Origin of the sequence: Curtobacterium sp. PhB25 (assembly GCF_004365375.1) — a bacterium.
In the GTDB taxonomy this organism is placed as follows: Bacteria; Actinomycetota; Actinomycetes; order Actinomycetales; family Microbacteriaceae; genus Curtobacterium.
Genome location: NZ_SODR01000006.1, coordinates 193,039 through 213,472 on the forward strand (window position 1 = coordinate 193,039; position 20,434 = coordinate 213,472).

Consider the following 20,434-nt stretch of genomic DNA (forward strand, 5'->3'; position numbering starts at 1 on the left):
ACGTGCTGATGATGTAAAGTTGCAGCGTCTGCAAGGTTGACCCGCCGTTCGACGGCCCGCCACACACGCTCCGGCGTCCCTTGCCCGCACGACGACCACCACGCACCCCTGAAGGACCCCCATGTCTACTGCCACCGCACCCGTCGAGGTGTCGCGCGGACGACACGACTCCCCGGCCAGCACGCCGGGCAAGCCGATCATGTCGCACCGTCAGATCCTGCTCGTCATCTACGGCCTCATGGCCGGCATGTTCCTGTCGTCGCTCGACCAGACGATCGTCGGCACCGCGATCCGCACCATCGGCGACGACCTGCACGGCCTCGACCAGCAGGCGTGGGTCACGACCGCGTACCTCATCGCGTCGACCATCACGACGCCGATCTACGGCAAGCTCTCCGACGTCTTCGGGCGCCGCCCGCTCTACATCTTCGGCATCGCGGTCTTCATCCTCGGCTCGCTGCTCTCGACGATGTCGACCTCGATGATCATGCTCGCCGCGTTCCGTGCCTTCCAGGGCATCGGTGCCGGTGCGCTGATGTCGCTGCCGCTCGCGATCATGGGTGACATCCTCGCCCCGCGTGAGCGTGCCAAGTACCAGGGCTACTTCCTCGCGGTCTTCGGCATCTCGTCCGTCATCGGGCCGCTCATCGGTGGCCTGTTCGCCGGCGCGAGCACGATCCTCGGTGTCACCGGCTGGCGCTGGGTCTTCCTGATCAACGTGCCGATCGGCGTCGCGGCGCTCCTGATGGTCATCGCCTTCCTGCACCTGCCGAAGTTCGGTGACGCCAAGGCGAAGCCGCGCATCGACTGGTGGGGTGCCACCTCGGTGATCGCGACGCTCGTCCCGCTCCTGCTCGTGGCCGAACAGGGCCGCACCTGGGGGTGGGGTTCGGCCGGCGCCATCGCCTGCTACGTGATCGGTGCGCTCGGGCTCGTCGCCTTCCTGGTGATCGAGACCCTGATGAAGGACGACGCGATCATCCCGCTCAAGCTGTTCCGCTCGGGCACCTTCTCGATGGCCACGATCCTCGGGTTCCTGGTCGGCTTCGCGATGTTCGGCGCCATGCTGACCATCCCGCTGTACCTGCAGATCGTCACGGGGCTGACCCCGACGGAGTCCGGCTTCGCGACCCTGCCGATGATCGGTGGTCTGATGATCGCCTCGATCGCCTCGGGGCAGATCGTCGCCCGCACCGGTCGCTACCGGATCCTCCCGGTGATCGGCACGGCCCTGGTCTCGGTCGGCTACGTCGTCCTGACGTTCATGACGATCGACAAGCCGCTCTGGTTCCTGATGATCGGCATGTTCCTGATCGGCCTCGGCCTCGGCCAGCTCATGCAGAGCATCACCCTCGCCTCCCAGAACTCCGTGCAGCCGCGGGACATGGGTGTGGCGACGTCGTCCGCCACGTTCTTCCGCCAGATCGGCGGAACGCTCGGGACGGCGGTGCTGCTCAGCATCCTGTTCTCGATCATGCCGGCGAACATCCTGCACGCCACCGCGGACCAGAAGAACCTGTCCGGTGCGCTCGACGCCGCCCTGAACCCGACCGTCGCCACGGCGAAGGCGAACGCGGGCGTCATGGAGCAGATCTGGAACCCGATCGTCACCCCGGTGAAGTCGCAGGTGCAGTCCGGCCTCGACCAGGCCACCGCGCAGGTCACCGCTGCGACGACCGGCGCCCCGGAGGCCGTGCAGCAGCAGGCCCTCACCGCCGCAGCCGACAAGGCACACGCCAGCGTCCAGGACGGCAAGCTCGTGGTCGACTGGTCGGACGCCTCGCAGCGCTCGTACTGGGTCGGTGAGCTCGCCCCCGAACTGTCGAAGCAGATCGACAAGGGGGCTGGCGACGGCAGCAGCTCGAGCAGCGAGACGAGCGACACGTCCTACCTCAACGGTGCGACCCCGGCGCTGACCAAGCCGTTCATGACCGGCTTCAACGCGTCGGCCGTGACCGTCTACTGGGTCGGCTTCGCCGTGATCCTGCTGGCGTTCATCCTCAGCTGGTTCTTCAAGGCGCCGCCGCTCCGCAAGAGCTCGGCCCTGCAGGAGCAGGCCGACCAGGCCGGCACCGCTGATGACCTCGAGGTGCAGGCCGTCAAGGCGGCCGACACGATGGGGTCGCCCACGGCGCCCGTCACCGGATCGATCCCCGTGCAGCGGGACCGCGCGTAGGACCGGCCACCGGGGCCTCTCGTCGCCAGACGGGAGGCCCCGACCCGCACCAGGAGCAGCAGTGAGCACGATCGAATCGCACCCGTCAGGCGACAGTGGCCTGCGGGAACGCAAGAAGCAGCAGACCCGGCACGCGATCCACCAGGCCGCGCTGGCGCTGGTCTCCGACCGGGGCCTGGCCGGCGTCACGGTCGAGGAGATCTGTGCCGACGCCGGCGTCTCGCCCCGCACCTTCTTCAACTACTTCCCGTCGAAGGGCGACGCGGCACTCGGGCTCCCCGAGAGCTCGGTGCCCGAGGCGGCACGGCAGGCGTTCCTGACCGCGGAGGGCCCGCTCGTGTCGGACCTCTGTGACCTCGTCGCCCGGACGGTGACACTGCCGGCGGACCGCCGTCGCATGAAGGAACTCCTGCAGGCGCGACCCGAGATGGTGCCCGCGATGCTGCAGTGGATGGCGCGTGCCCGGCTCGCCGTGTTCACGGTCGCCGCCGAGCGCACCGACGTGGACTCCGCACGGACCGCGGTGACGCTCGTCATGGCGGCGCTCATCGAGTCGGCACACCGCTTCGCCGACGGCTCGCGCGACGAGCTGGCGGACCGCCTCCGCGGCGTGGTGGCCGAGATGGGCCGGCTCGCCTCCGCCTGAGGCGCGACCGGTCGCCCCCGCCGAAGCGACAGATGCGCGTGCTCCGCTGTCGACGGTTTCGCGAAAGCGACAGATCTCCGCGAACAGTTGGCGGGGATCTGTCGCTTTGGCGGATCGGCCACGCAAGCGCAAGCCGCGCAGCCATCCGACGACTCGGCCCCGTTCGAGACCAGAACGTGACGAAGAGTTCTCTTGACGCGCGAGACATCCGATGTTTTGATTGCCTCGTTCGGTCGACGGAGACCGGACGGCAGGAGACACGAATGAGCCGCATCACCGGTCTGCACGTGCGCGACATCCGTTTCCCGACCTCTCGGGAGCACGACGGATCCGACGCCATGAACCCCGCGCCCGACTACTCCGCCGCGTACGTCGAGATCACGACCGACGCCCTGGACGGACACGTCGGCACGGGCTTCGTGTTCACGATCGGCCGCGGCAACGAGGTGCAGGAAGCCGCGATCGCCGCCCTGCGCGGGCACGTGGTCGGCGTCGACGCCGAAGCGGTCCTCGCCGACATGGGCGGCACCTGGCGCGCGATGGTCCACGACTCGCAGCTGCGCTGGCTCGGCCCGGAGAAAGGCGTCATGCACATGGCGATCGGCGCCGTGGTGAACGCGCTCTGGGACCTCCGAGCCAAGCGCGCGGGACAGCCGCTGTGGGCGCTGCTGGCGGACCTGAGCCCCGAGGAACTCGTCGACCTGGTGGACTTCCGGTACCTCACCGACGCGATCACCCCGGACGAGGCGCTCGAGCTGTTCCGGGCTGCCGAACCGCACCGCGCGACCCGTCGGGCCCGGCTCGAAGCGCAGGGCTACCAGGCGTACACGACGACCCCGGGCTGGCTCGGCTACGACGACGAGAAGCTCGCCCGGCTCTGCCGCGAGGCCGTCGACGAGGGCTTCGAGCAGATCAAGCTCAAGGTCGGCGGCGACCTCGACGAGGACGTCCGCCGAATGGGCATCGCCCGCGCCACGGTCGGCCCCGACATCCGCATCGCGGTCGACGCCAACCAGCGGTGGGACGTCGACGAGGCCGTCACCTGGATCGAACGGCTGAGCCCGTTCGACCTTGCCTGGGTCGAGGAACCCACGAGCCCCGACGACGTCCTCGGGCACGCCGAGATCGCCCGGCGCATCGCCCCGATCCCGGTCGCGACCGGCGAGCACATGGCCAACCGGGTGATCGCGAAGCAGCTCATCCAGGCCGGGTCGATGAGCGTGCTGCAGATCGATGCCACCCGGGTCGCTGGGGTCAACGAGAACCTCGCGATCCTGCTGCTCGCCGCGAAGCACGGCGTCCGGGTGTGCCCGCACGCCGGCGGGGTCGGCCTGTGCGAGGCGGTGCAGCACCTGTCGATGTTCGACGCCGTCGCGCTGACCGGCGACCTCGACACCCGCTGCATCGAGTTCGTCGACCACCTGCACGAGCACTTCGTGACCCCGGTGGACGTCCACGACGGCCGCTACTGGCCGCCGACCGCTCCGGGAGCCGGCACCGAGATGCTCGCCGACTCCCTCGACGCCTACGCGTTCCCGGACGGCCCGGCCTGGGCCGTGGTCGACACGGAGACGGTCCCCGACGCGGTCCGCGTCGCCTGATCCCACCACCCCACACACCCCATCACCACGACGAAGTGGAGACTCCGATGCAACGACGACGCATCATCACCGGGCTCGCGGCAGCAGCTGCCGCGGCCCTCGTGCTCACCGGCTGTTCCTCCGGCAGCAGTGCCGGTGGAAGCCAGTCGAAGGACGCCCTGACCTGGTCCATGTGGATCGCCGGGAAGGAGGACAAGGCCGCCTGGCAGAAGGTCGCCGACACCGTGAAGAGCGAGGACGACATCACCCTGACGATCCAGGGCGCGCCGTTCGAGAACTACTTCACGAAGCTCAGCACGCAGTTGAGTGCAGGCGGCGCCCAGTGCGTCGTGAGCATGCAGTCGCTCCGCACCGCGAACTACACGTCGTCGCTGCTGCCGCTCGACGACCTCGCGAAGCAGGACGGCACCGACCTGTCCGCGTTCGACAGCACCGCGCTCGACGGCATGAAGGTCGACGGGAAGCTCTACGGCCTGCCCTACGACACCGGCCCCATCATGATGTTCTACAACAAGGACGTCTTCACGAAGGCCGGCGTGGCCGAGCCGAAGCCGGGATGGACCGTCGACGACTTCGAGGCGGCGGGCGCCGCGCTCAAGGCGAAGGGCGTCACCATGTTCGGTTCGACGGTGGGCGACCTCAACCTCGAGTCGATGGTCTACGGCTACAACGGTGGCCGGGTGATCACGTCCGACGGCGAGCTCGACGCGTCGAACGCGAAGTTCGCGGACGGCCTCGACTGGCTCTCGACACTGGTGGAGAAGGGCTACGCGACGCAGGCGTCGTCGGACGCGTCGACGCCGGGCAACGACTTCGCCGCCGGCAAGGTCGCGATGTACACCGACGGTCCGTGGTCGCTCATCAGCCAGAAGGCCAAGGTGAAGTTCGACCTCGGGGTCACGACGCTCCCCGCGGGGACGTCCGGTCCGTCGACCTTCGCCGCCGGCTCCGGCTTCGGTGTCTCGAAGCAGTGCAAGTACCCGGAGCAGGCGTTCAAGGCCGTCCAGACGATGACCAGCGAGAAGGTCCTGACCTCGCTCGCCGAAGCGGGACGAGCCTTCCCCGGCCGCACCGCGGCCCAGTCGGCGTGGTACTCCAGCGCCGGCATCGACGGCGCCGAGGCCGCGCTCAAGGCAGGGCTCGCGAAGTCCTCGCCGCTCCTCGGGAACAAGCAGAGCGACCAGCTCTCCCAGCTGTTCACGCAGTACGCGCTGCAGGCGGTGAACGGGCAGACCTCCGGCAAGGAGACGATGTCCTCCATCGCCGGCCAGCTCGGCACGCAGTGACCAGCTGAACCAGTGATCGGACGGGAGGCCCGTTGCGGCCCCGCCACGGGCCTCCCGTCCGATCCATCCCCTGTTCAGGACCGCGCGAACGACGAGGAGGTCGTCGCATGACCACCATCCAGGACCCACCGGCCGAAGCGGCCGTCCCCGCGGTCGCGACCGCGATCGCGGTCGGAGCCGCCACCCCGCGGCGGAAGGACGGCGAGGACACGAGCGCACTCGGGCGCCGCTCCTGGTGGGGCGCCGCGTTCGCGGCACCGCACTCGATCGGACTCGTCGTCTTCACGGCGTTCCCGATCGTCGCCTCACTCGTCGTCAGCTTCATGAACTGGCCGATGCTCGGCGAGCGCAGTTGGGCCGGCATCGAGAACTACGCCCGGCTCTTCGCCGACCCGGTCTTCCGCACCGTCGCCCTCAACACGGCGCTGTTCGTGGTGCTCTACGTGCCCCTCAACCTCGTCGTGTCGCTCGGGCTCGCCGCTTGGCTGACGCCGCGGATCGCCGGCCGGCACGTCTTCCGCGTCCTGTTCTTCATCCCGACCATCACGCCGATCGTCGCGAACGTCGTGGTGTGGCGGATGCTGTACCAGCCCGGTGGGGCGATCGACGCGTCACTGCAGTCCACCGTGGGCGTGCACGCGCCGAACTTCCTCGCCGACGAGCACTGGGCGATGCTCGCCATCGTCGCGATGAGCGTCTGGCAAGGCTTCGGCTACAACATGCTGATCTTCTCGGCGGCGCTCGACGCCGTGCCGGAGAACCAGATCGAGGCCTCGCAGCTCGACGGCGCGAACGCCTGGCAGACCTTCTGGGCCATCAAGTTCCCGCTCATCTCGCCGTCCGTGTTCTTCGCGACGATGATGACGCTGATCACCTCGTTCCAGGTGTTCGTGCAGCCGTTCGTCCTCACCAAGGGCGGGCCGGGCACCGCGACGGAGACCCTCGTGCAGTACATCTACAACACCGGCTTCCAGAACCAGCAGCTCGGTCTGGCCTCGGCCGGCGCCTGGGTGCTGTTCGTCATCATCCTCGGGATCACGGCCGTCCAGTTCCTCGGGCAGAAGCGGTGGGTGCACTATGAGTGAAGCGGTCCGCGGGCACGTCGGTGCCACCACGTCGAACCGGACGGTCAACCCCCGTGCCGTCGCCAGGACGAAGTCCGCGCCACGACCGGGGCGGGTCCGGCACGCGATCGGGTACGCCCTGCTCTGCCTCGTCACGCTCCTGTTCGTCTCGCCGCTCATCTACATGGTCGCGACGAGCCTCAAGCCCGCCGACCAGGTGTTCACCACCCCGCCGACGCTCTGGGGTCGCTCGCTCGAGTGGGACAACTACGTGCAGGCGTTCACCTACCTGCCGTTCGCCCGCTTCATCCTCAACGGCGTCTTCGTTGCGGCGGTCGGGACGGCGATCAACGTCGCCGTGGCCGTGCTCTCCGGGTACGCGTTCTCACGGTTGCGCTGGCGCGGCCGGAACACGGTGTTCCTGCTGTTCCTCGTCACACTGATGATCCCGCAGGACGTCCTCGTCATCCCGATGTACGTGATGATGCAGGGCTTCGGCTGGGTCGACACGTTCCAGGCACTCATCATCCCGTGGGCGTTCACGGCCCTCGGCGCGTTCCTGGTCCGGCAGTTCTTCCTGACCGTGCCGCAGGAACTCGACGACGCCGCCCGGGTCGACGGAGCCGGCGCGATCCGGACCTTCTTCTCGGTGATGATGCCGCTCGCCCGACCGACCATGGCCGTCCTCGCGGTGTTCTCGTTCATCTCGTACTGGAACTCGTTCCTCTGGCCCCTCGTCATCGTCAACGACGTCGAGGCCCGGGGCACCATCCCACTCGGCCTGCAGCAGTTCTTCGGCCAGCAGGGCTCCGAGTGGAACCTCGTGATGGCGGCCTCGGTGATCTCGATGCTGCCCACCGTGATCCTGCTCGTCCTGCTGCAGAAGCACCTCGTCAAGGGCATCGTCACCAGCGGCCTCGGCGGCCGGTGACACCCCTCCCCCCTCTGAAAGGAACACTGGCCTCATGACCATCACCGCACCTGCAGAGCCGCAGACCGCGACCGACGCGAGCGGCCTGCCCGCCTGGTTCACCCACGACCGGTTCGGCATGTTCATCCACTGGGGGCTGTACGCCCTGCCGGCACGGCACGAGTGGGTGAAGAACCGCGAACGGATCACCGACGCCGACTACCAGAAGTACTTCGACCACTTCGACCCCGACCTGTTCGACGCCGCCGACTGGGCCCGCCGTGCTCGCGAAGCCGGCATGAAGTACGTCGTGCTCACCACGAAGCACCACGAGGGCTTCTGCCTCTGGGACAGCAAGCTCACCGACTACAAGTCCACGAACACCCCGTTCGGCCGCGACATCGTGCGCGAGTTCGTCGACGCCGTCCGGGCCGAGGGACTGCGGGTCGGCTTCTACCACTCGCTCATCGACTGGCACCACCCGGACTTCACCGTCGACGGCGTGCACCCCCGGCGCGACGACTCGCCCGAGGAGATCGAGGCGTTCAACCAGGGCCGCGACATGTCGCGCTACCGGGAGTACCTGCACGGGCAGGTCGAGGAGCTGCTCACCGACTACGGGCAGGTCGACTACCTGTTCTACGACTTCTCGTACCGCGACAACGACCACGAGGACATCTGGGGCGGCAAGGGTCGCAACGACTGGGGATCCTCGGAGCTGCTCGAACTGACCAGACGGCTCCAGCCCGGCATCATCGTCAACGACCGGCTCGACCTGCCGGGCGACATCGTCACCCCGGAGCAGTACCAGCCCGACAAGCCGATGGAGGTCGACGGCGCCCAGGTGCCGTGGGAGGCCTGCCAGACGCTCAACGGATCGTGGGGCTACGACCGCGACAACGTGAACCTCAAGCCCGTCGACCTGCTCGTCCGCATGCTCGTCGACGGCGTCTCGAACAACGGGAACATGCTGCTCAACATCGGCCCCACCGGTCGTGGCGAGTTCGACGGGGTCTCGCGCCAGACCCTCGACGGCATCGGGACGTGGATGCACCAGCACGCCCGTTCCGTCTACGGCGCCGGGCCGTCGTCGTTCGTCGCACCGCGCAACAGCGTGTACACGCAGAACGGCAACCGCCTGTACCTGCACCTGTTCGCGTGGCCGTTCGAGCACGTGCACCTTCCCGACCTGGCCGGCCGAGTCGCCTACGCCCAGCTGCTCAACGATGCGTCGGAGCTGCACTTCCGCGAGATCCCGCCCGGGACCCGTGCGCAGAACACCGGGCTCGGCGGGCAGCCGGCGGGGACGCTGACGCTCACGCTGCCGATCGTGCGACCCGACGTCGCCGTGCCGGTCGTCGAGCTGTTCCTGCGCGACTGATGCAGCGCATCCTGTCGAGGACCCGACTGCGGGCGGGGAACGAGGCCGCGTACGACGCCGTGCACGCGTCGATCCCGCCCGCGCTCGCGGCCCGGCTGCGTGATGCCGGGGTGCACGACTGGACGGTGTGGCGCGACGGGCAGGACCTGGTCCACCTCATCGAGGTCGAGGACTACCGCGCGATGCGCCGGGCGCTCGCCGACGACCCCGTCAACGCGGAATGGCAGGAGACCATCAACCCGCTGCTCGAGGCCGACGACGACTACTCGGGGAACGACGACGGCGTGCCGCGGGTCTGGTCCCTGGCGGACCAGGTGGACGCATGACGGACCTCGACCTCGACCTCGACCGCGGCCCGTTCTGGTTCGGCGGCGCCGGCATCGGCAACCTGCTGCGCCCGGTGTCCGACGACGACGCCCGTGCCACCGTCGACGCGGCGTGGGACGCCGGCGTGCGCGGGTTCGACACCGCGCCGCACTACGGCCTCGGGCTGTCGGAGCGGAGACTCGGGGCGGCGCTCGCCGACCGTCCGCGCGACTCGTTCCTGGTGTCGACGAAGGTCGGGCGGCTGCTCGTCCCCGGGCGTGGCGACGGGGACGACCTGGCCTCCGGCGGGTTCGCGGTGCCGAACGACACCGTGCGGCAGTGGGACCCGTCGCCGTCGGGCGTGCGGCGGTCACTGGACGAGTCGCTCGGACGGCTCGGGCTCGACCACGTCGACGTCGCGTACCTGCACGACCCCGACGTCTACTCGCTCGAGGACGGCCTGACGCAGGCGCTGCCGACGCTCGCCGAGCTGCGGGACGACGGCGTGGTCCGGGCCGTCGGCGTCGGGTCGAACTCGGTCGAGGCCCTCGACGCCGCGGTGTCCACCGGGCTGTGCGACGTGGTCATGCTCGCGGGCCGGTACACGCTCCTGGAGCAGCCGGCGGCGGAGCTCGTCGCCCGGTGCGCCTCGCTCGGCGTCGCGGTCGTCGCGGTCGGGGTCTACAACTCGGGACTGCTCGGGCGGGACCGGCCGGACGCCACGGCGACCTACGACTACGCCACGGCACCGGCGGCACTCGTCGCGCGGGCGAACGCGATCGCCGACGTCTGCGAGCGGCACGGGGTCACGCTGCCCGAGGCGGCGCTGGCGTTCCCGCGTCGTGCTGCTGCGGTCGCCGCGATCGCCCTCGGCGTGCAGTCCGCCGAGCAGGTGCGCTCGAACGTCGAGCGGGCTGCGGCCGTCGTTCCGGAGACCCTGTGGGACGACCTCCGCGCCGCGGGCCTGCTCACCGCCTGAGCCCCGCACAACCAAAATCACCCCGAACCGCACGGATGCGCGGTTCGGGGTGACTTTGGTTGTGCAGCGAGTCGTACCCGCCGAGACCTGCCTAGCGGGTCTTGGCGCTGCGACCCGAGAAGCGGATGTAGATGATCAGCACGATGATGGCGCCGATGATCGAACCGATGATGCCGGCCGGCTGGAAGAAGCCGTCCATCGGGTCGTGCTGGAAGATCAGGAACCCGAGGAACCCGCCCACGAACGAGCCGATGATGCCCAGCAGGATGGTCATGGGGATCGAGATGTGCTGCTTGCCGGGGACGACGAGCCGGGCGATGGCGCCGGCGATGAGTCCGACGATGATCAAGCTGATGATGAGACCGAGCACGGTTTCCTCCTCGTGGGTGCGGTTGCCGCGGCATGGTTGCCGGAGTCAGGGCCGACGACCGACACAACACCCACCCGGCTGCACGCGTTCTCGGTTTCAGTCGAGTGAGCGCCGCAACCAGCGCTCGACGCCCTCGACGTGCGACACCACGAGCGCCTGCACGAGCTGCGGATCCCGGCGTCGGATGGCGTCCACGATGGCGGCGTGCTCGTCGAGGGTGCGCTGCACCGAGCCGTTCTGCGTCAGTCCCCGCCAGACCCGCACCCGCACGGTCTTGCTCGACAGGGCGTCGAGCAGTCCGGACAGGTACTGGTTGCCGCCGATGCCCGCGATGGTCGAGTGGAACAGCAGGTCGTGCGCGACGAGGTCCTCGACGCCGGTGTCCTCGCCGACGGACTGCATCAGCGTGGCGAGCTCGTCGATCTGCTGCTCCGAGGCCCGCGCGGTCGCCAGGACGGCGGACGCGGGCTCGAGGATGCGGCGGACCTCGAGCAGGTCGACGAGGGACCGGTCGTGGTGCATGTCGACGACGAACGACACCGCCTCGAGCAGCACGCCGGGTTCCAGCGACGTCACGTAGGTGCCGTCGCCGCGGCGGACGTCGAGCACGCGGATGAGTTCGAGGGCCTTCACCGCTTCGCGCAGGCTGTTCCGGGACAGGCCGAGCGACTCGCTCAGTTCCTTCTCGGGCGGGAGGCGCTGCCCGGGTTGGAGCTCACCGCTCACGATCATCTGCTGGATGCGTGCGATCGCATCGTCGGTCAGTGACGCCACGTCACCACCTCCTGATCCCGGCCCGCTCGCGGACGCGAGCCGACAGGTCGACGATAGCCGGGCCTCCCGGTCGTCACGGCCGGACCATCAGGCGGGCCGCAGCCGGAGGGCCTGCATCCCGCCGTCGACGGCCAGGTCGACGCCCGTCGTGGACCGGGCGAGCGGGCTCGTCAGGTAGGCGACCGCCTCGGCGACCTCCTCGGCCTGCACGAGCCGACCGTGCGGCTGCCGGGCCTCGAGGGCAGCGCGTTCGGCGGCCGGGTCGCCCGCGGTGGACAGCAACCGCGCGACCCACGGGGTGTCAGCCGTACCGGGGTTGACGGCGTTGACGCGGACGCCCTCGCGGATGTGATCGGCGGCCATCGCGCGGGTCAGGGCGGCGATCGCACCCTTGGTCGCCGAGTAGAGCGCCCGCTGGGGCAGCCCTGCGGTGGCGGCGATCGAGCAGGTGTTCACGATGCTCGCGTTGCCCGACGCCCGCAGGTGGGGGAGCGCAGCGCGCGACAGCCGGACGGCGCCGAGGACGTTGACCTCGTACACGCGGCGCCACTCGTCGTCGTCGTTGCCCTCGACCGTGCCCTGGGCGCCGATGCCGGCGTTGTTGACCAGGACGTCGAGGCCGCCGAGCTGCTCGACGGCGGTGGCGACGGCGGTGCGGACCGAGGCGTCGTCGCTGACGTCGCACGTGACCGAGAGGAACCCCTCGGCGGTCGACGGCTGGAGGTCGAGCACGGCGACCGTGGCACCGCGGTCCCGCAGGGCGGCGGCGATCGCCGCGCCGATGCCGGACGCGCCCCCGGTGACGATGGCCCGGACGCCGTCGTGGCTGCCGGCGCTGCGAGCGCCGCCGGCGCTGCCGGTTGCGTCCGCCATCAGGCTGCTCCGACCGTCTGGCGCTGCGAGCCGAGCCCGTCGGCGGTGAGCTCGACGACGTCGCCGGGCTGCAGGTAGGGCGCGTGTCCGGCCAGCGCGACGCCCGCCGGGGTCCCCGTGCTGATGACGTCGCCGGGGTACAGCACCATGAACTGCGACAGGTACCGGACGATCTCCACAGGACGGAAGATCATGTCGGCGGTGGTGCCGTCCTGCCGGACCTCGCCGTTGACGGTCAGCCGGAGCGCGAGTGCCGCGGGGTCGAGGCCGCCGGCGGCGAGCGACCCGGGCGTCACCAGCCACGGTCCGAGCGGGTTGAAGGTCTCGCAGGACTTCCCCTTGTCCCACTGCCCGCCGCGTTCGAGCTGGAACTCCCGCTCGGACACGTCGTTCGCGATGGCGTAGCCCGCGATGGACGCCTCGGCCTCCGCATCGGTCTCGCAGTACCGGGCCGTGCGGCCGATGACGATCGCGAGCTCGATCTCCCAGTCGGTCTTCCTGCTGTTCCGGGGGATCAGGACCTCGTCGTCGGGGCCGATCACCGTCATCGGGTCCTTCATGAACACGATCGGTTCGGTGGGGATGTCGGCGCCGGTCTCGGCGGCGTGGTCGCGGTAGTTCAGGCCGATGCAGACGACCTTGCCGGGGCGGGCGATCGGTGCCCCGCGCCGCATGCCGTCGGCCCGGTCCCGGCCGATGATCGTCAGGTCGCCGGCGCTGCGGGCGTGGTCGACGCGGCCGACCGGGTCCGAGGCCAGGAAGGACCCGCTGATGTCACTGGTGATCGAGCGGAGGTCGAAGACCTCGCCGTCGGTGTCGATGGCCACGGGGATCTCGCTCCCCGCCGGGCCGAGTCGTGCGAACTGCATCGTTCCTCGCTCTCCGGCTGCGCCAGTGCAGCCAGAAACATCCTATGTCTGCGTGGTCCTCGGGACAAGGTAGATGCGCTCCGCGGTGCCGCCGAAGACGGCGTCGTGCTCGGTCGTCGACAGGTCGGCGAGTGCGTCCGTCGTCCGCTGCACGACCGCCGCGTACTCGGTTGCCAGGGTCGACACCGGCCAGTCCGAGCCGAACAACGACCGCTCGGGGCCGAACTGCTCCACGACCTCGCGGGCGTACCGGTCGACCGGGCGGTCGCGCCAGTCCGATCCGGCCTCGGTGAGCAGGCCGGAGACCTTGCACGTGACGTTCGGGCGTGCGGCGAACTCGGCCATCCGTCCGAGCCAGGCCGGGTCACCCGTGTCGATCGATGGTTTGCCGGCGTGGTCCAGCACGAACGATGCGTCGGGGACGGCGTCGACCAGGGCCAGTGCGGCCGAGTGCTCTCGGGCGCGGACGAGCAAGTCGAACACCAGGCCTGAACCGGCGAGGGCTCGTACCCCGCGGGCGACGTCGGGGCGGCCGAGCCAGCCGGGGTCCGGTTCGTCCTGTGCCAGGTGCCGGATGCCGACGAGGCGATCACCGCCGGGGAGCGCACGGACGGCGGCGATCCGGTCCGCCACGTCCGGCGCGGTCAGGTCCACCCAGCCGACGACGCCCGCGACCGGTCGGGGCTGCTCGAGGAGCCAGGCCGTCTCGTCGGAATCGTGCACGGCCTGCACGACGATGGTCCGCGTCACGCCGGTGTCCTGCGTCGCTGCGCGGAGGTCGTCCACGTCGAACCGGCGGCGGATCGGGGCGACGGAGTCGTCCATCCAGGGGTACGGCCGGTCGGCGGGGTCCCAGAGGTGGTGGTGAGCGTCGATGATCACGCCCTCATGATGCCCGATTCATCCGATGTCCGCCCGGTGCTCGATGTGCTTGGTGCGAAAGCGACAGAAGTCGCCGCACCTGCCGGTCCGGTCCGCCAGAGCGACAGTGTGCCGCCGATGTTCGGCGGCACACTGTCGCTTTCGCGAAAGCGTCACCCGCGCCCGACGGCGACAGGTGGGCTCTGGACACGACCACGGCCGGGAGGCACGGTGCGCGTCGGGCGCGCACCGCGCCTCCCGGCCGGGTTGATCCCAGAGCATCCCGCGAAGGCGACAGATCTCGTCCCGTCGCACGGTCGGTGCCGCCAGCGCGACAGGCTGCCGCCGATGTTCGGCGACAGACTGTCGCTTTCGCGGAAGCGGCCGGCCGGCCGAGCCGCCCGCGGCTCAGACGGCGCCGGAGGCCTCGAGCTCGGCGCGCAGCTCGGCGTCGGACGGCTCGACGAAGTGCTTGCCGTTCGGCAGCACCACGACGGGGATGTTCTTCCGCCCGCTGATCGCCTCGGCACGGTCGGCCGCCGACAGGTCCTGCTCGACGTCGACGTACTCGTAGTCGACGCCGAGGGTGTCGAGCAGCGCCTTGGACCGGCGGCAGTCGCGGCACCAGTCCGCGCCGAACATCGTCACCTTGTCGAACACTTCGGTCGTGGATGCATCGCTCATGCCCAGAGAGTACGTCGGCGGACCCCCGCGCATTCCCTACGATTGGGGCATGCCGCCAGGACCCGACCCCGAGACGCGATCCTGGGCGTCGGCGGACGTCCGGCGCTTCGCCGCGGTCACGAACCTGCTCGTCGCAGCCCGTCGGTTCCGCATCGTCGGTGGCGACCCCCGCGACGCGTCGGCGCTGGACGGCCTGCTGACCGGCCTCGGTGCGCGCCCGGCCGCGGAGCACGAACCGATCGACCAGCTCTGGTGCCTCGGTTCCCCCGAGGACTCCACCCCCGTCATCGAGCGCGAGGCGGACCGCCCCCGCGGCGCCACGCTCATCGTGATCGACGCCGGCCGGCACCTGCCCGCGGTCGACGAGGACGCCTTCGGCCCCGTCGTCACCGCCCGCCCCGGCGTGCTCGGCGTCCCCATGCTCTCCGACGACGTCTTCCTGGTCTCCACCGGCCGCGACCCCGAGGACGACCCGGCCGCCGACGCCCGGCTGCGCTGGGCACGGCGCTCGATGCCCGTCTCGCGCGCGGTCGCCGCCGAACTCCGCGACGGCGGACTCCTGCGCGGCACCCGCATCGGCGTCGCGATGTTCCTCGAGCCGAAGACGGCGGTGCTGAGCCTGCTCCTCCGCGACGCCGGTGCCGAGGTCGTCGTCTACGCGCACGCCGACGAGACCGACGACGCCGTGGCCGCGTCGCTCCGGGCAGCGGGGCTCACGGTGCACGCGAGCAGCACGGCCTCGCTGCCGGAGCAGAAGGCGCTCGCCCTCGCGATGCTCGACACCCGGCCGCACATCCTGCTCGACGACGGTTCCCACGTCATCCGGCTCGCCCACCAGGAGCGTCCGGACCTGCTGCCGACGATGCTCGGCGCGGCCGAGGAGACCACGAGCGGCCTCCGACCCCTGCGCGTGATGGCGTCGCGGGGCGAGCTCGGCATCCCCGTGGTCGCCGTCAACGACGCCCGCACCAAGACGTTCTTCGACAACCGGTACGGCACCGGGCAGTCGACGGTGTTCGCGATGCTCGACCTGGTCGACGGGCTCCCGTCCGGTACGCACCGAGCGATCTCGGGAGGCGCGGCGGTCGTCGCCGGGTTCGGGCACGTCGGCGAGGGGGTCGCGTTGGTGCTCTCCGCCCTCGGGTTCCGGGTCACGGTCGCCGAGACCGACCCGGTGCGCGCCCTGCAGGCGCTGTTCGCCGGCCACACCGTCGCACCGCTCGCCGAGGCGGTGCAGGACGCCGACCTCGTGGTGAGCGCCACCGGGGTCGCCGACACCATCGACCTGCGCGTGCTGCGCTCGTGCGCGGACGGGGCCGTCGTCGCCGTCGCGGGCGGGGTCGACCACGAGGTCGCGCTCGACGACGCCCGCGCCGCCGGTGCCGAACTGCGGCCGGTGGGTCCGAAGGCCGAGCGCCTCGTGTTCCCCGACGCCGAGGGCGGACCCATCGTGCTCGACCGCGGCGGCTGCATCAACATCACGGCGGCCGAGGGCAACCCGATCGAGATCATGGACCTGTCCTTCGCCGCGCAGCTCGGGGCCGTCCGCATGCTGCTGGAGCGCGGCGACGAACTGGAGCGAGCCGTCGTGCCCATCGATCCCGCGGTCGACGACGCGACCGCCCGCACGGCGCTCGCCGCGTTCGGAGCGCGCCCCGTTCCTCCCGGCCTTCCAGCCGAACACCCTGCGGACCGCGAGCCGGACGTCCGGACGCGCCGTTTCGGAGACCCCGCATGAGCGAGTCGCGCCCGAGCACCGCGCCCCCGAGCGCCACGCACCCGCGTGCCGACCACTCCGTCGTCGTGCACTCGGCGCGCGTCGTCGTGCCGATGACCGCGCCCCCGATCGCCGACGGTGCCGTCGCCGTGCAGGACGGCCGCATCCTGCACGTCGGCGACCGGTCCTGGGTCGTCGACCAGCTCGCCGGCTCGGGTGCGACGTTCACCGAACGGCAGTGGCGCGGAGCCCTCCTGCCGGGCCTCGTCAACGCGCACTCGCACCTGCAGTACACCGGCATGGCCAGTGTCGGCCGAGGCCAGTACAACGGTTTCGAGGACTGGGCGTCCGCGTTCAACCAGGACTACGCCGAACCGCACGACTGGCGGGCCGAAGCAGCCGCTGGTGCCGCCGCCTCGATCCGCGGGGGCGTCACGAGCATGGCGGACATCGTCACCGACATCGAGGCCTCCACCGCGCTCGAGGATGCCGGGCTCGGCGGCATCGCCTACTGGGAGGTGATGGACTGGGAGAACGACGCCTGGCAGTCGCACGGCCGCGACCAGGTGCTCGACGAACTCGCCCGGATCCCGACGAACCCCGGCGCCGGTCTGTCGCCGCATGCGCCGTACTCGCTCGAGGTCGCGCCCCTCCTCGAACTCCCCGACATCGTCCGGCAGCGTGGGCTCCGCCTGCACCTGCACCTCGGCGAGGCCGCCTTCGAAGGTGAGCGCATCGCCCTCGGACCGGTCCCCGGACTCGACGGCGTCGACGGCGTCGGCCACGGCAACGACTGGCACCTGGCGAACGTGCCCTCGTTCCGGGCGCTCCGGGCACTCGGGTTCGGGGCGAGCGCCACCGCGTTCGTCGACCGGCTCGGGGTGCTCGGCCCGGACTGCCACATCGCGCACGGCGTCTACATGACCGCTGCCGACCGGGCGCTCCTGCGCGCTCGCGGCACCGCAGTCGCACTGTGCCCGCGTTCGAACGCCGTCATCGGCCTCGATCCGCCACCGGTCGCCGACTACCTGCGCGAGGGCAGCCCGATCGCCATCGGCACCGACTCGCTGTCGTCGTCACCGTCCCTCGACCTGATGGCCGACGTCACGGCGTTGCACCGGATCGCCCGTGCTCAGGGGTACGGCCACCGCGACCTGCACGAGCGGCTCCTGTCGGCGGCGACGCTCGGTGGTGCGCACGCCATGGGACTCGCCGTCGGGCCGGACCGCATCGGCCACCTCGCCGTGGGGGCCCGCGCCGACCTGGCCGCCTTCGACGTCGATGCCCGCACCGTGCCCGACGCACTCGCCGAGCTCGTCGAGGACGGGGCCGGGCGTGCGTCCGCGACCGTCATCCGTGGGGTCGTCCGCGCCGTCGACGGAGCACTGACCGGCGTGCCCACGTCGTCGCCCGACCGCCCCGCTCGCCCTGTCATCCCTGTGGAGGAATCATGACCGAGACCGCACCCCGCCCCGGCATGGCCGCCCGTCGCACCGTCGACGGCGAACTGATCGAGTGGCTCGACGTGCCGAAGCGCGCCATCGCCCTCGGCATGGAACCGCACCCCGAGGGCGGTTGGTACGTCCGCACCTGGACCTCGCCGGCCACGGTGACGACGCCCGCGGGGGACCGCCCCGCCGCGACCCTGATCCACTTCCTGCTGCCCCCGGGCGAGGCCTCGGCCTGGCACCGGGTGACGAGCGACGAGATCTGGATGTGGCACGGTCCGGACACCGTGGAGCTCGAACTCGGCGGCTCCGGCGATGCTCCCGAGCCCGGCGCGCGGATCACCCTCGGGCCCGACGCCGGACGTGACCGGGTGAACGACGCACAGGCGTTCGTGCGCGGCGGCGTGTGGCAGCGGACGATCCCGAACGACGGCGAGGTGCTGCTGAGCTGCCTGGTGTCGCCGGGCTTCTCGTTCGAGGACTTCACGATGGCCGACTGACCTATCACTTGCGTGACCGCGGCGTCGAGTGGTGAAGGTTGGTCAGCGGATTGCTGCGTTGTCCCAGATGTTGCGCACGAAGCCAGCAACACGTGGAAGCAACGGGCCGGCCATGAGGGCCGTGGTTGCGAGCAGCGTTGCCGCCTGCAGGGCCAGGAACAACTCGAGCCACAGCGGCACGAACCCGCCCACCGCCCACGACACCGCCAGGATCGCCGTGAGCGACGACCCCACGCGCAGCACCTTCATCGGAGATCTGCTCCATGTGACGAGCGCGGAGGCCGCGAACGCCAGCGGCACGAGCGCGTGCAACGCGGTCGACAGCGGGAGCCACAGATCGGTGCCGAGAGCTGGCGACTGTGTCACGACGAACCCCGCCACGGATGCGGCGGCGACGCCGGGTGCGAGATCACGTCCACGCACTGCGAACACCATGCAGGCCGATCCACCGAGCACGGCCAACGCGACGAAGAACGCCGCCGCGCCGAAGCCGAACAGGTGGGAGCCACCGAAGCCGAGCAGGTTGTCGACGGACAGGACGGTGCTGCTGAGTGATGCGATCGTTCCGGTGGTCGCGACCGCGGTGCGCTCCGAAGCAGGCCTGGACGTGCTCGTCATGGGCTTCCCTCGACTGGACTCACGGTGGCGGCCACCTTCTCGTACGCGGTCGCGCACTTCGCCTTGAGGCGAGGACCGATCGGTGAGAGCGCTGCTACCCATCGCTCCGTGTCCGGGACCTTGCGGATGCGGTCCCTGCCGAGGCTGTCGACTGCTGCGTGCACTTCGGCAGTGACGGCCGGGAACAACCTGTCGTACTGGGCCGCTGTCTCGTTGCGCCCACTCGGATGGTTCACGTACCGCTCTCCCTCGCTCGCGACGAACTGCGTGCAGGTGGTGAGGTAGTCCTGCTCCGCTGTCAGCTTCGTGGGGGACCCGGCATCCCCGGCGATCTTCGGCGCGTCTGGAGGAGCGTCCAACGCCGCGACGATGGCAGGTGGTCCGATCACGTACCAGTTCTCACCGCGAGCGACGGCACGTTCCCCGTTGAACGTGTCGGCCCAGTCCTCAAGCGTCTGCGGAACGGACGCGGTGTGAGCGTAGGCGCGGACGAACGTTGCATCACCACCGTTGAAGCAATCGAATCCCCGCATCGCGTCCCAGAAGGCAAGGTCATCGAGCAACGCGTCGGCGTCGTCGCACGGCACGGAATCGCGGAGCTGATCAGCGATCGACTGCATCGAAGCCACGTCGAGCGCAGGCTCGTCGGGCCGGGGCGCCGGGCCGGAAGGAGCCGCTCGAAGTTCGCCGGATGCGCAACCCGACAGAAGAGCTGCGGCGACGCAGCTCGAGGCGATGACCCCGAGCCCGCGTCGCCGCATGCTGTGCCGTGTCACTGCCACTGCACGCCGGCCCAGCCGACCGCGGTGAGCCCCTTCATCTTCTTGGTGCCGGCAACATTGCCCCACGGAACGGTCTTCGTCTGCCCCGAGCCACAGCCGATCGCCGTCCAGGTGGGTGCGTGCTTGGAGTTGAACCCCTTGCCCCAGATGCAGGGGTTGGTGGTACCCATGTGCTTGTACCACTTGTACGGGGCCCGCGCTGCGGCGTTCCAGCCGATCACGTTGCAGCCGTTGACGGACTGGCCCATGACCGGTAGCACCGTGAAGGCGCGGTCCTTACAGTTACCGGACTGGGTCGTGGGGCCGTCGCCGACCATTACGACCTCACTGTCGGGATCAAAGCTCCCATCGACCACGACGTGCGGCGGGATCGCGGCCCGTAGGAGTTCATCGCTTGCATGTGCCGGGACGGCGGGTGCCAGCACTGAAGCCGCGACCGCGGTCGACACGAGTACAGCACAAAATGTGTTCTTCTTGGTCATCTCTCACCCTTGAGTAGCCGGTGAAGTGTTACCGGATGCACACATACTGCACGGCGACAGCGATCTAGGCAACCCGTCTCTTGGCCGGACGGGAAGTCGTTGCCGTG

At 70.3% G+C, this 20,434-nt stretch carries 21 protein-coding genes; 12 read left to right on the top strand and 9 right to left on the bottom strand.

Going from position 1 to position 20,434, the window contains the following annotated elements; translation table 11 throughout:
- Positions 1 to 121: 121 nt before the first annotated feature.
- The 9 genes from EDF51_RS13515 to EDF51_RS13555 all read left to right on the top strand — a co-directional run bounded on the left by EDF51_RS13515 (position 122) and on the right by EDF51_RS13555 (position 10,349).
- Positions 122 to 2,176: an MDR family MFS transporter gene (locus EDF51_RS13515; protein WP_134195291.1), complete on the top strand. Its 2,055-nt coding sequence runs from the start codon at positions 122 to 124 to the stop codon at positions 2,174 to 2,176.
- A 61-nt stretch (positions 2,177 to 2,237) separates the two neighbouring features.
- A complete protein-coding gene (locus tag EDF51_RS13520; protein WP_134195293.1) occupies positions 2,238 to 2,822 on the top strand; it encodes a TetR family transcriptional regulator in 585 nt (194 codons plus the stop codon).
- 263 nt (positions 2,823 to 3,085) lie between these two features.
- The gene (locus EDF51_RS13525; protein WP_131877429.1) at positions 3,086 to 4,423 is read left to right on the top strand and encodes an enolase C-terminal domain-like protein; all 1,338 of its coding nucleotides are present in this window, start codon (positions 3,086 to 3,088) and stop codon (positions 4,421 to 4,423) included.
- 47 nt (positions 4,424 to 4,470) lie between these two features.
- The gene (locus EDF51_RS13530; RefSeq protein ID WP_235035775.1) at positions 4,471 to 5,709 is read left to right on the top strand and encodes a sugar ABC transporter substrate-binding protein; all 1,239 of its coding nucleotides are present in this window, start codon (positions 4,471 to 4,473) and stop codon (positions 5,707 to 5,709) included.
- A 107-nt stretch (positions 5,710 to 5,816) separates the two neighbouring features.
- On the top strand, positions 5,817 to 6,794 hold the full coding sequence (locus tag EDF51_RS13535; RefSeq protein WP_123936828.1) for a sugar ABC transporter permease: 978 nt from the start codon (positions 5,817 to 5,819) through the stop codon (positions 6,792 to 6,794).
- The gene (locus tag EDF51_RS13540) at positions 6,787 to 7,704 is read left to right on the top strand and encodes a carbohydrate ABC transporter permease (protein ID WP_123936827.1); all 918 of its coding nucleotides are present in this window, start codon (positions 6,787 to 6,789) and stop codon (positions 7,702 to 7,704) included. The genes EDF51_RS13535 and EDF51_RS13540 overlap by 8 nt, the downstream gene beginning before the upstream one ends.
- A gap of 34 nt (positions 7,705 to 7,738) precedes the next feature.
- The gene (locus EDF51_RS13545; protein WP_131877427.1) at positions 7,739 to 9,064 is read left to right on the top strand and encodes an alpha-L-fucosidase; all 1,326 of its coding nucleotides are present in this window, start codon (positions 7,739 to 7,741) and stop codon (positions 9,062 to 9,064) included.
- Positions 9,064 to 9,390 (top strand): L-rhamnose mutarotase, encoded by a 327-nt coding sequence (locus EDF51_RS13550; protein ID WP_111086326.1) that lies wholly within the window; start codon positions 9,064 to 9,066, stop codon positions 9,388 to 9,390. Before EDF51_RS13545 ends, EDF51_RS13550 begins: the two co-directional genes overlap by 1 nt.
- Positions 9,387 to 10,349, top strand: a complete 963-nt coding sequence (locus EDF51_RS13555) for an aldo/keto reductase (protein ID WP_131877425.1) — start codon at positions 9,387 to 9,389, stop codon at positions 10,347 to 10,349. The genes EDF51_RS13550 and EDF51_RS13555 overlap by 4 nt, the downstream gene beginning before the upstream one ends.
- Positions 10,350 to 10,440: 91 nt before the next feature.
- Here the strand turns inward: EDF51_RS13555 and EDF51_RS13560 are convergent, their stop codons facing one another.
- From EDF51_RS13560 to EDF51_RS13585, 6 genes are all read right to left on the bottom strand, one after another.
- A complete protein-coding gene (locus EDF51_RS13560) occupies positions 10,441 to 10,719 on the bottom strand; it encodes a GlsB/YeaQ/YmgE family stress response membrane protein (protein WP_123936825.1) in 279 nt (92 codons plus the stop codon).
- Positions 10,720 to 10,815: 96 nt separating this feature from the next.
- Positions 10,816 to 11,493 carry a FadR/GntR family transcriptional regulator gene (locus EDF51_RS13565; RefSeq protein ID WP_111086323.1) on the bottom strand — a complete coding sequence of 226 codons (678 nt, stop codon included), beginning with the start codon at positions 11,491 to 11,493 and terminating at the stop codon, positions 10,816 to 10,818.
- 87 nt (positions 11,494 to 11,580) lie between these two features.
- Positions 11,581 to 12,366 carry an SDR family oxidoreductase gene (locus tag EDF51_RS13570; RefSeq protein WP_134195295.1) on the bottom strand — a complete coding sequence of 262 codons (786 nt, stop codon included), beginning with the start codon at positions 12,364 to 12,366 and terminating at the stop codon, positions 11,581 to 11,583.
- Positions 12,366 to 13,235: a fumarylacetoacetate hydrolase family protein gene (locus EDF51_RS13575; RefSeq protein ID WP_134195296.1), complete on the bottom strand. Its 870-nt coding sequence runs from the start codon at positions 13,233 to 13,235 to the stop codon at positions 12,366 to 12,368. Before EDF51_RS13575 ends, EDF51_RS13570 begins: the two co-directional genes overlap by 1 nt.
- A 42-nt stretch (positions 13,236 to 13,277) precedes the next feature.
- Positions 13,278 to 14,117, bottom strand: coding sequence for an amidohydrolase family protein (locus tag EDF51_RS13580; protein ID WP_134195298.1), 840 nt, complete (start codon positions 14,115 to 14,117; stop codon positions 13,278 to 13,280).
- A 387-nt stretch (positions 14,118 to 14,504) separates the two neighbouring features.
- Complete coding sequence (locus tag EDF51_RS13585; RefSeq protein ID WP_123340820.1) at positions 14,505 to 14,780, bottom strand: glutaredoxin domain-containing protein; 276 nt, start codon at positions 14,778 to 14,780, stop codon at positions 14,505 to 14,507.
- Positions 14,781 to 14,829: 49 nt separating this feature from the next.
- Between EDF51_RS13585 and EDF51_RS13590 the strand changes: the two genes are divergently transcribed.
- The 3 genes from EDF51_RS13590 to EDF51_RS13600 are packed head-to-tail and all read left to right on the top strand — an operon-like array spanning position 14,830 to position 18,445.
- Complete coding sequence (locus EDF51_RS13590; protein ID WP_166673556.1) at positions 14,830 to 16,518, top strand: adenosylhomocysteinase; 1,689 nt, start codon at positions 14,830 to 14,832, stop codon at positions 16,516 to 16,518.
- The gene (locus tag EDF51_RS13595) at positions 16,515 to 17,951 is read left to right on the top strand and encodes an amidohydrolase family protein (protein WP_347876523.1); all 1,437 of its coding nucleotides are present in this window, start codon (positions 16,515 to 16,517) and stop codon (positions 17,949 to 17,951) included. Before EDF51_RS13590 ends, EDF51_RS13595 begins: the two co-directional genes overlap by 4 nt.
- On the top strand, positions 17,948 to 18,445 hold the full coding sequence (locus tag EDF51_RS13600; protein ID WP_235035774.1) for a cupin domain-containing protein: 498 nt from the start codon (positions 17,948 to 17,950) through the stop codon (positions 18,443 to 18,445). Before EDF51_RS13595 ends, EDF51_RS13600 begins: the two co-directional genes overlap by 4 nt.
- Before the next feature lie 42 nt (positions 18,446 to 18,487).
- On the opposite strand, the gene EDF51_RS13605 is transcribed toward EDF51_RS13600, so the two are convergent.
- The 3 genes from EDF51_RS13605 to EDF51_RS13615 all read right to left on the bottom strand — a co-directional run bounded on the left by EDF51_RS13605 (position 18,488) and on the right by EDF51_RS13615 (position 20,327).
- A complete protein-coding gene (locus tag EDF51_RS13605; RefSeq protein ID WP_123312089.1) occupies positions 18,488 to 19,063 on the bottom strand; it encodes a hypothetical protein in 576 nt (191 codons plus the stop codon).
- Entirely contained in the window at positions 19,060 to 19,683 is a 624-nt protein-coding gene (locus EDF51_RS13610) for a hypothetical protein (RefSeq protein WP_123312092.1), read from the bottom strand. The genes EDF51_RS13605 and EDF51_RS13610 overlap by 4 nt, the downstream gene beginning before the upstream one ends.
- A gap of 152 nt (positions 19,684 to 19,835) precedes the next feature.
- Entirely contained in the window at positions 19,836 to 20,327 is a 492-nt protein-coding gene (locus EDF51_RS13615; RefSeq protein WP_131877413.1) for a hypothetical protein, read from the bottom strand.
- Positions 20,328 to 20,434 lie beyond the last annotated feature (107 nt).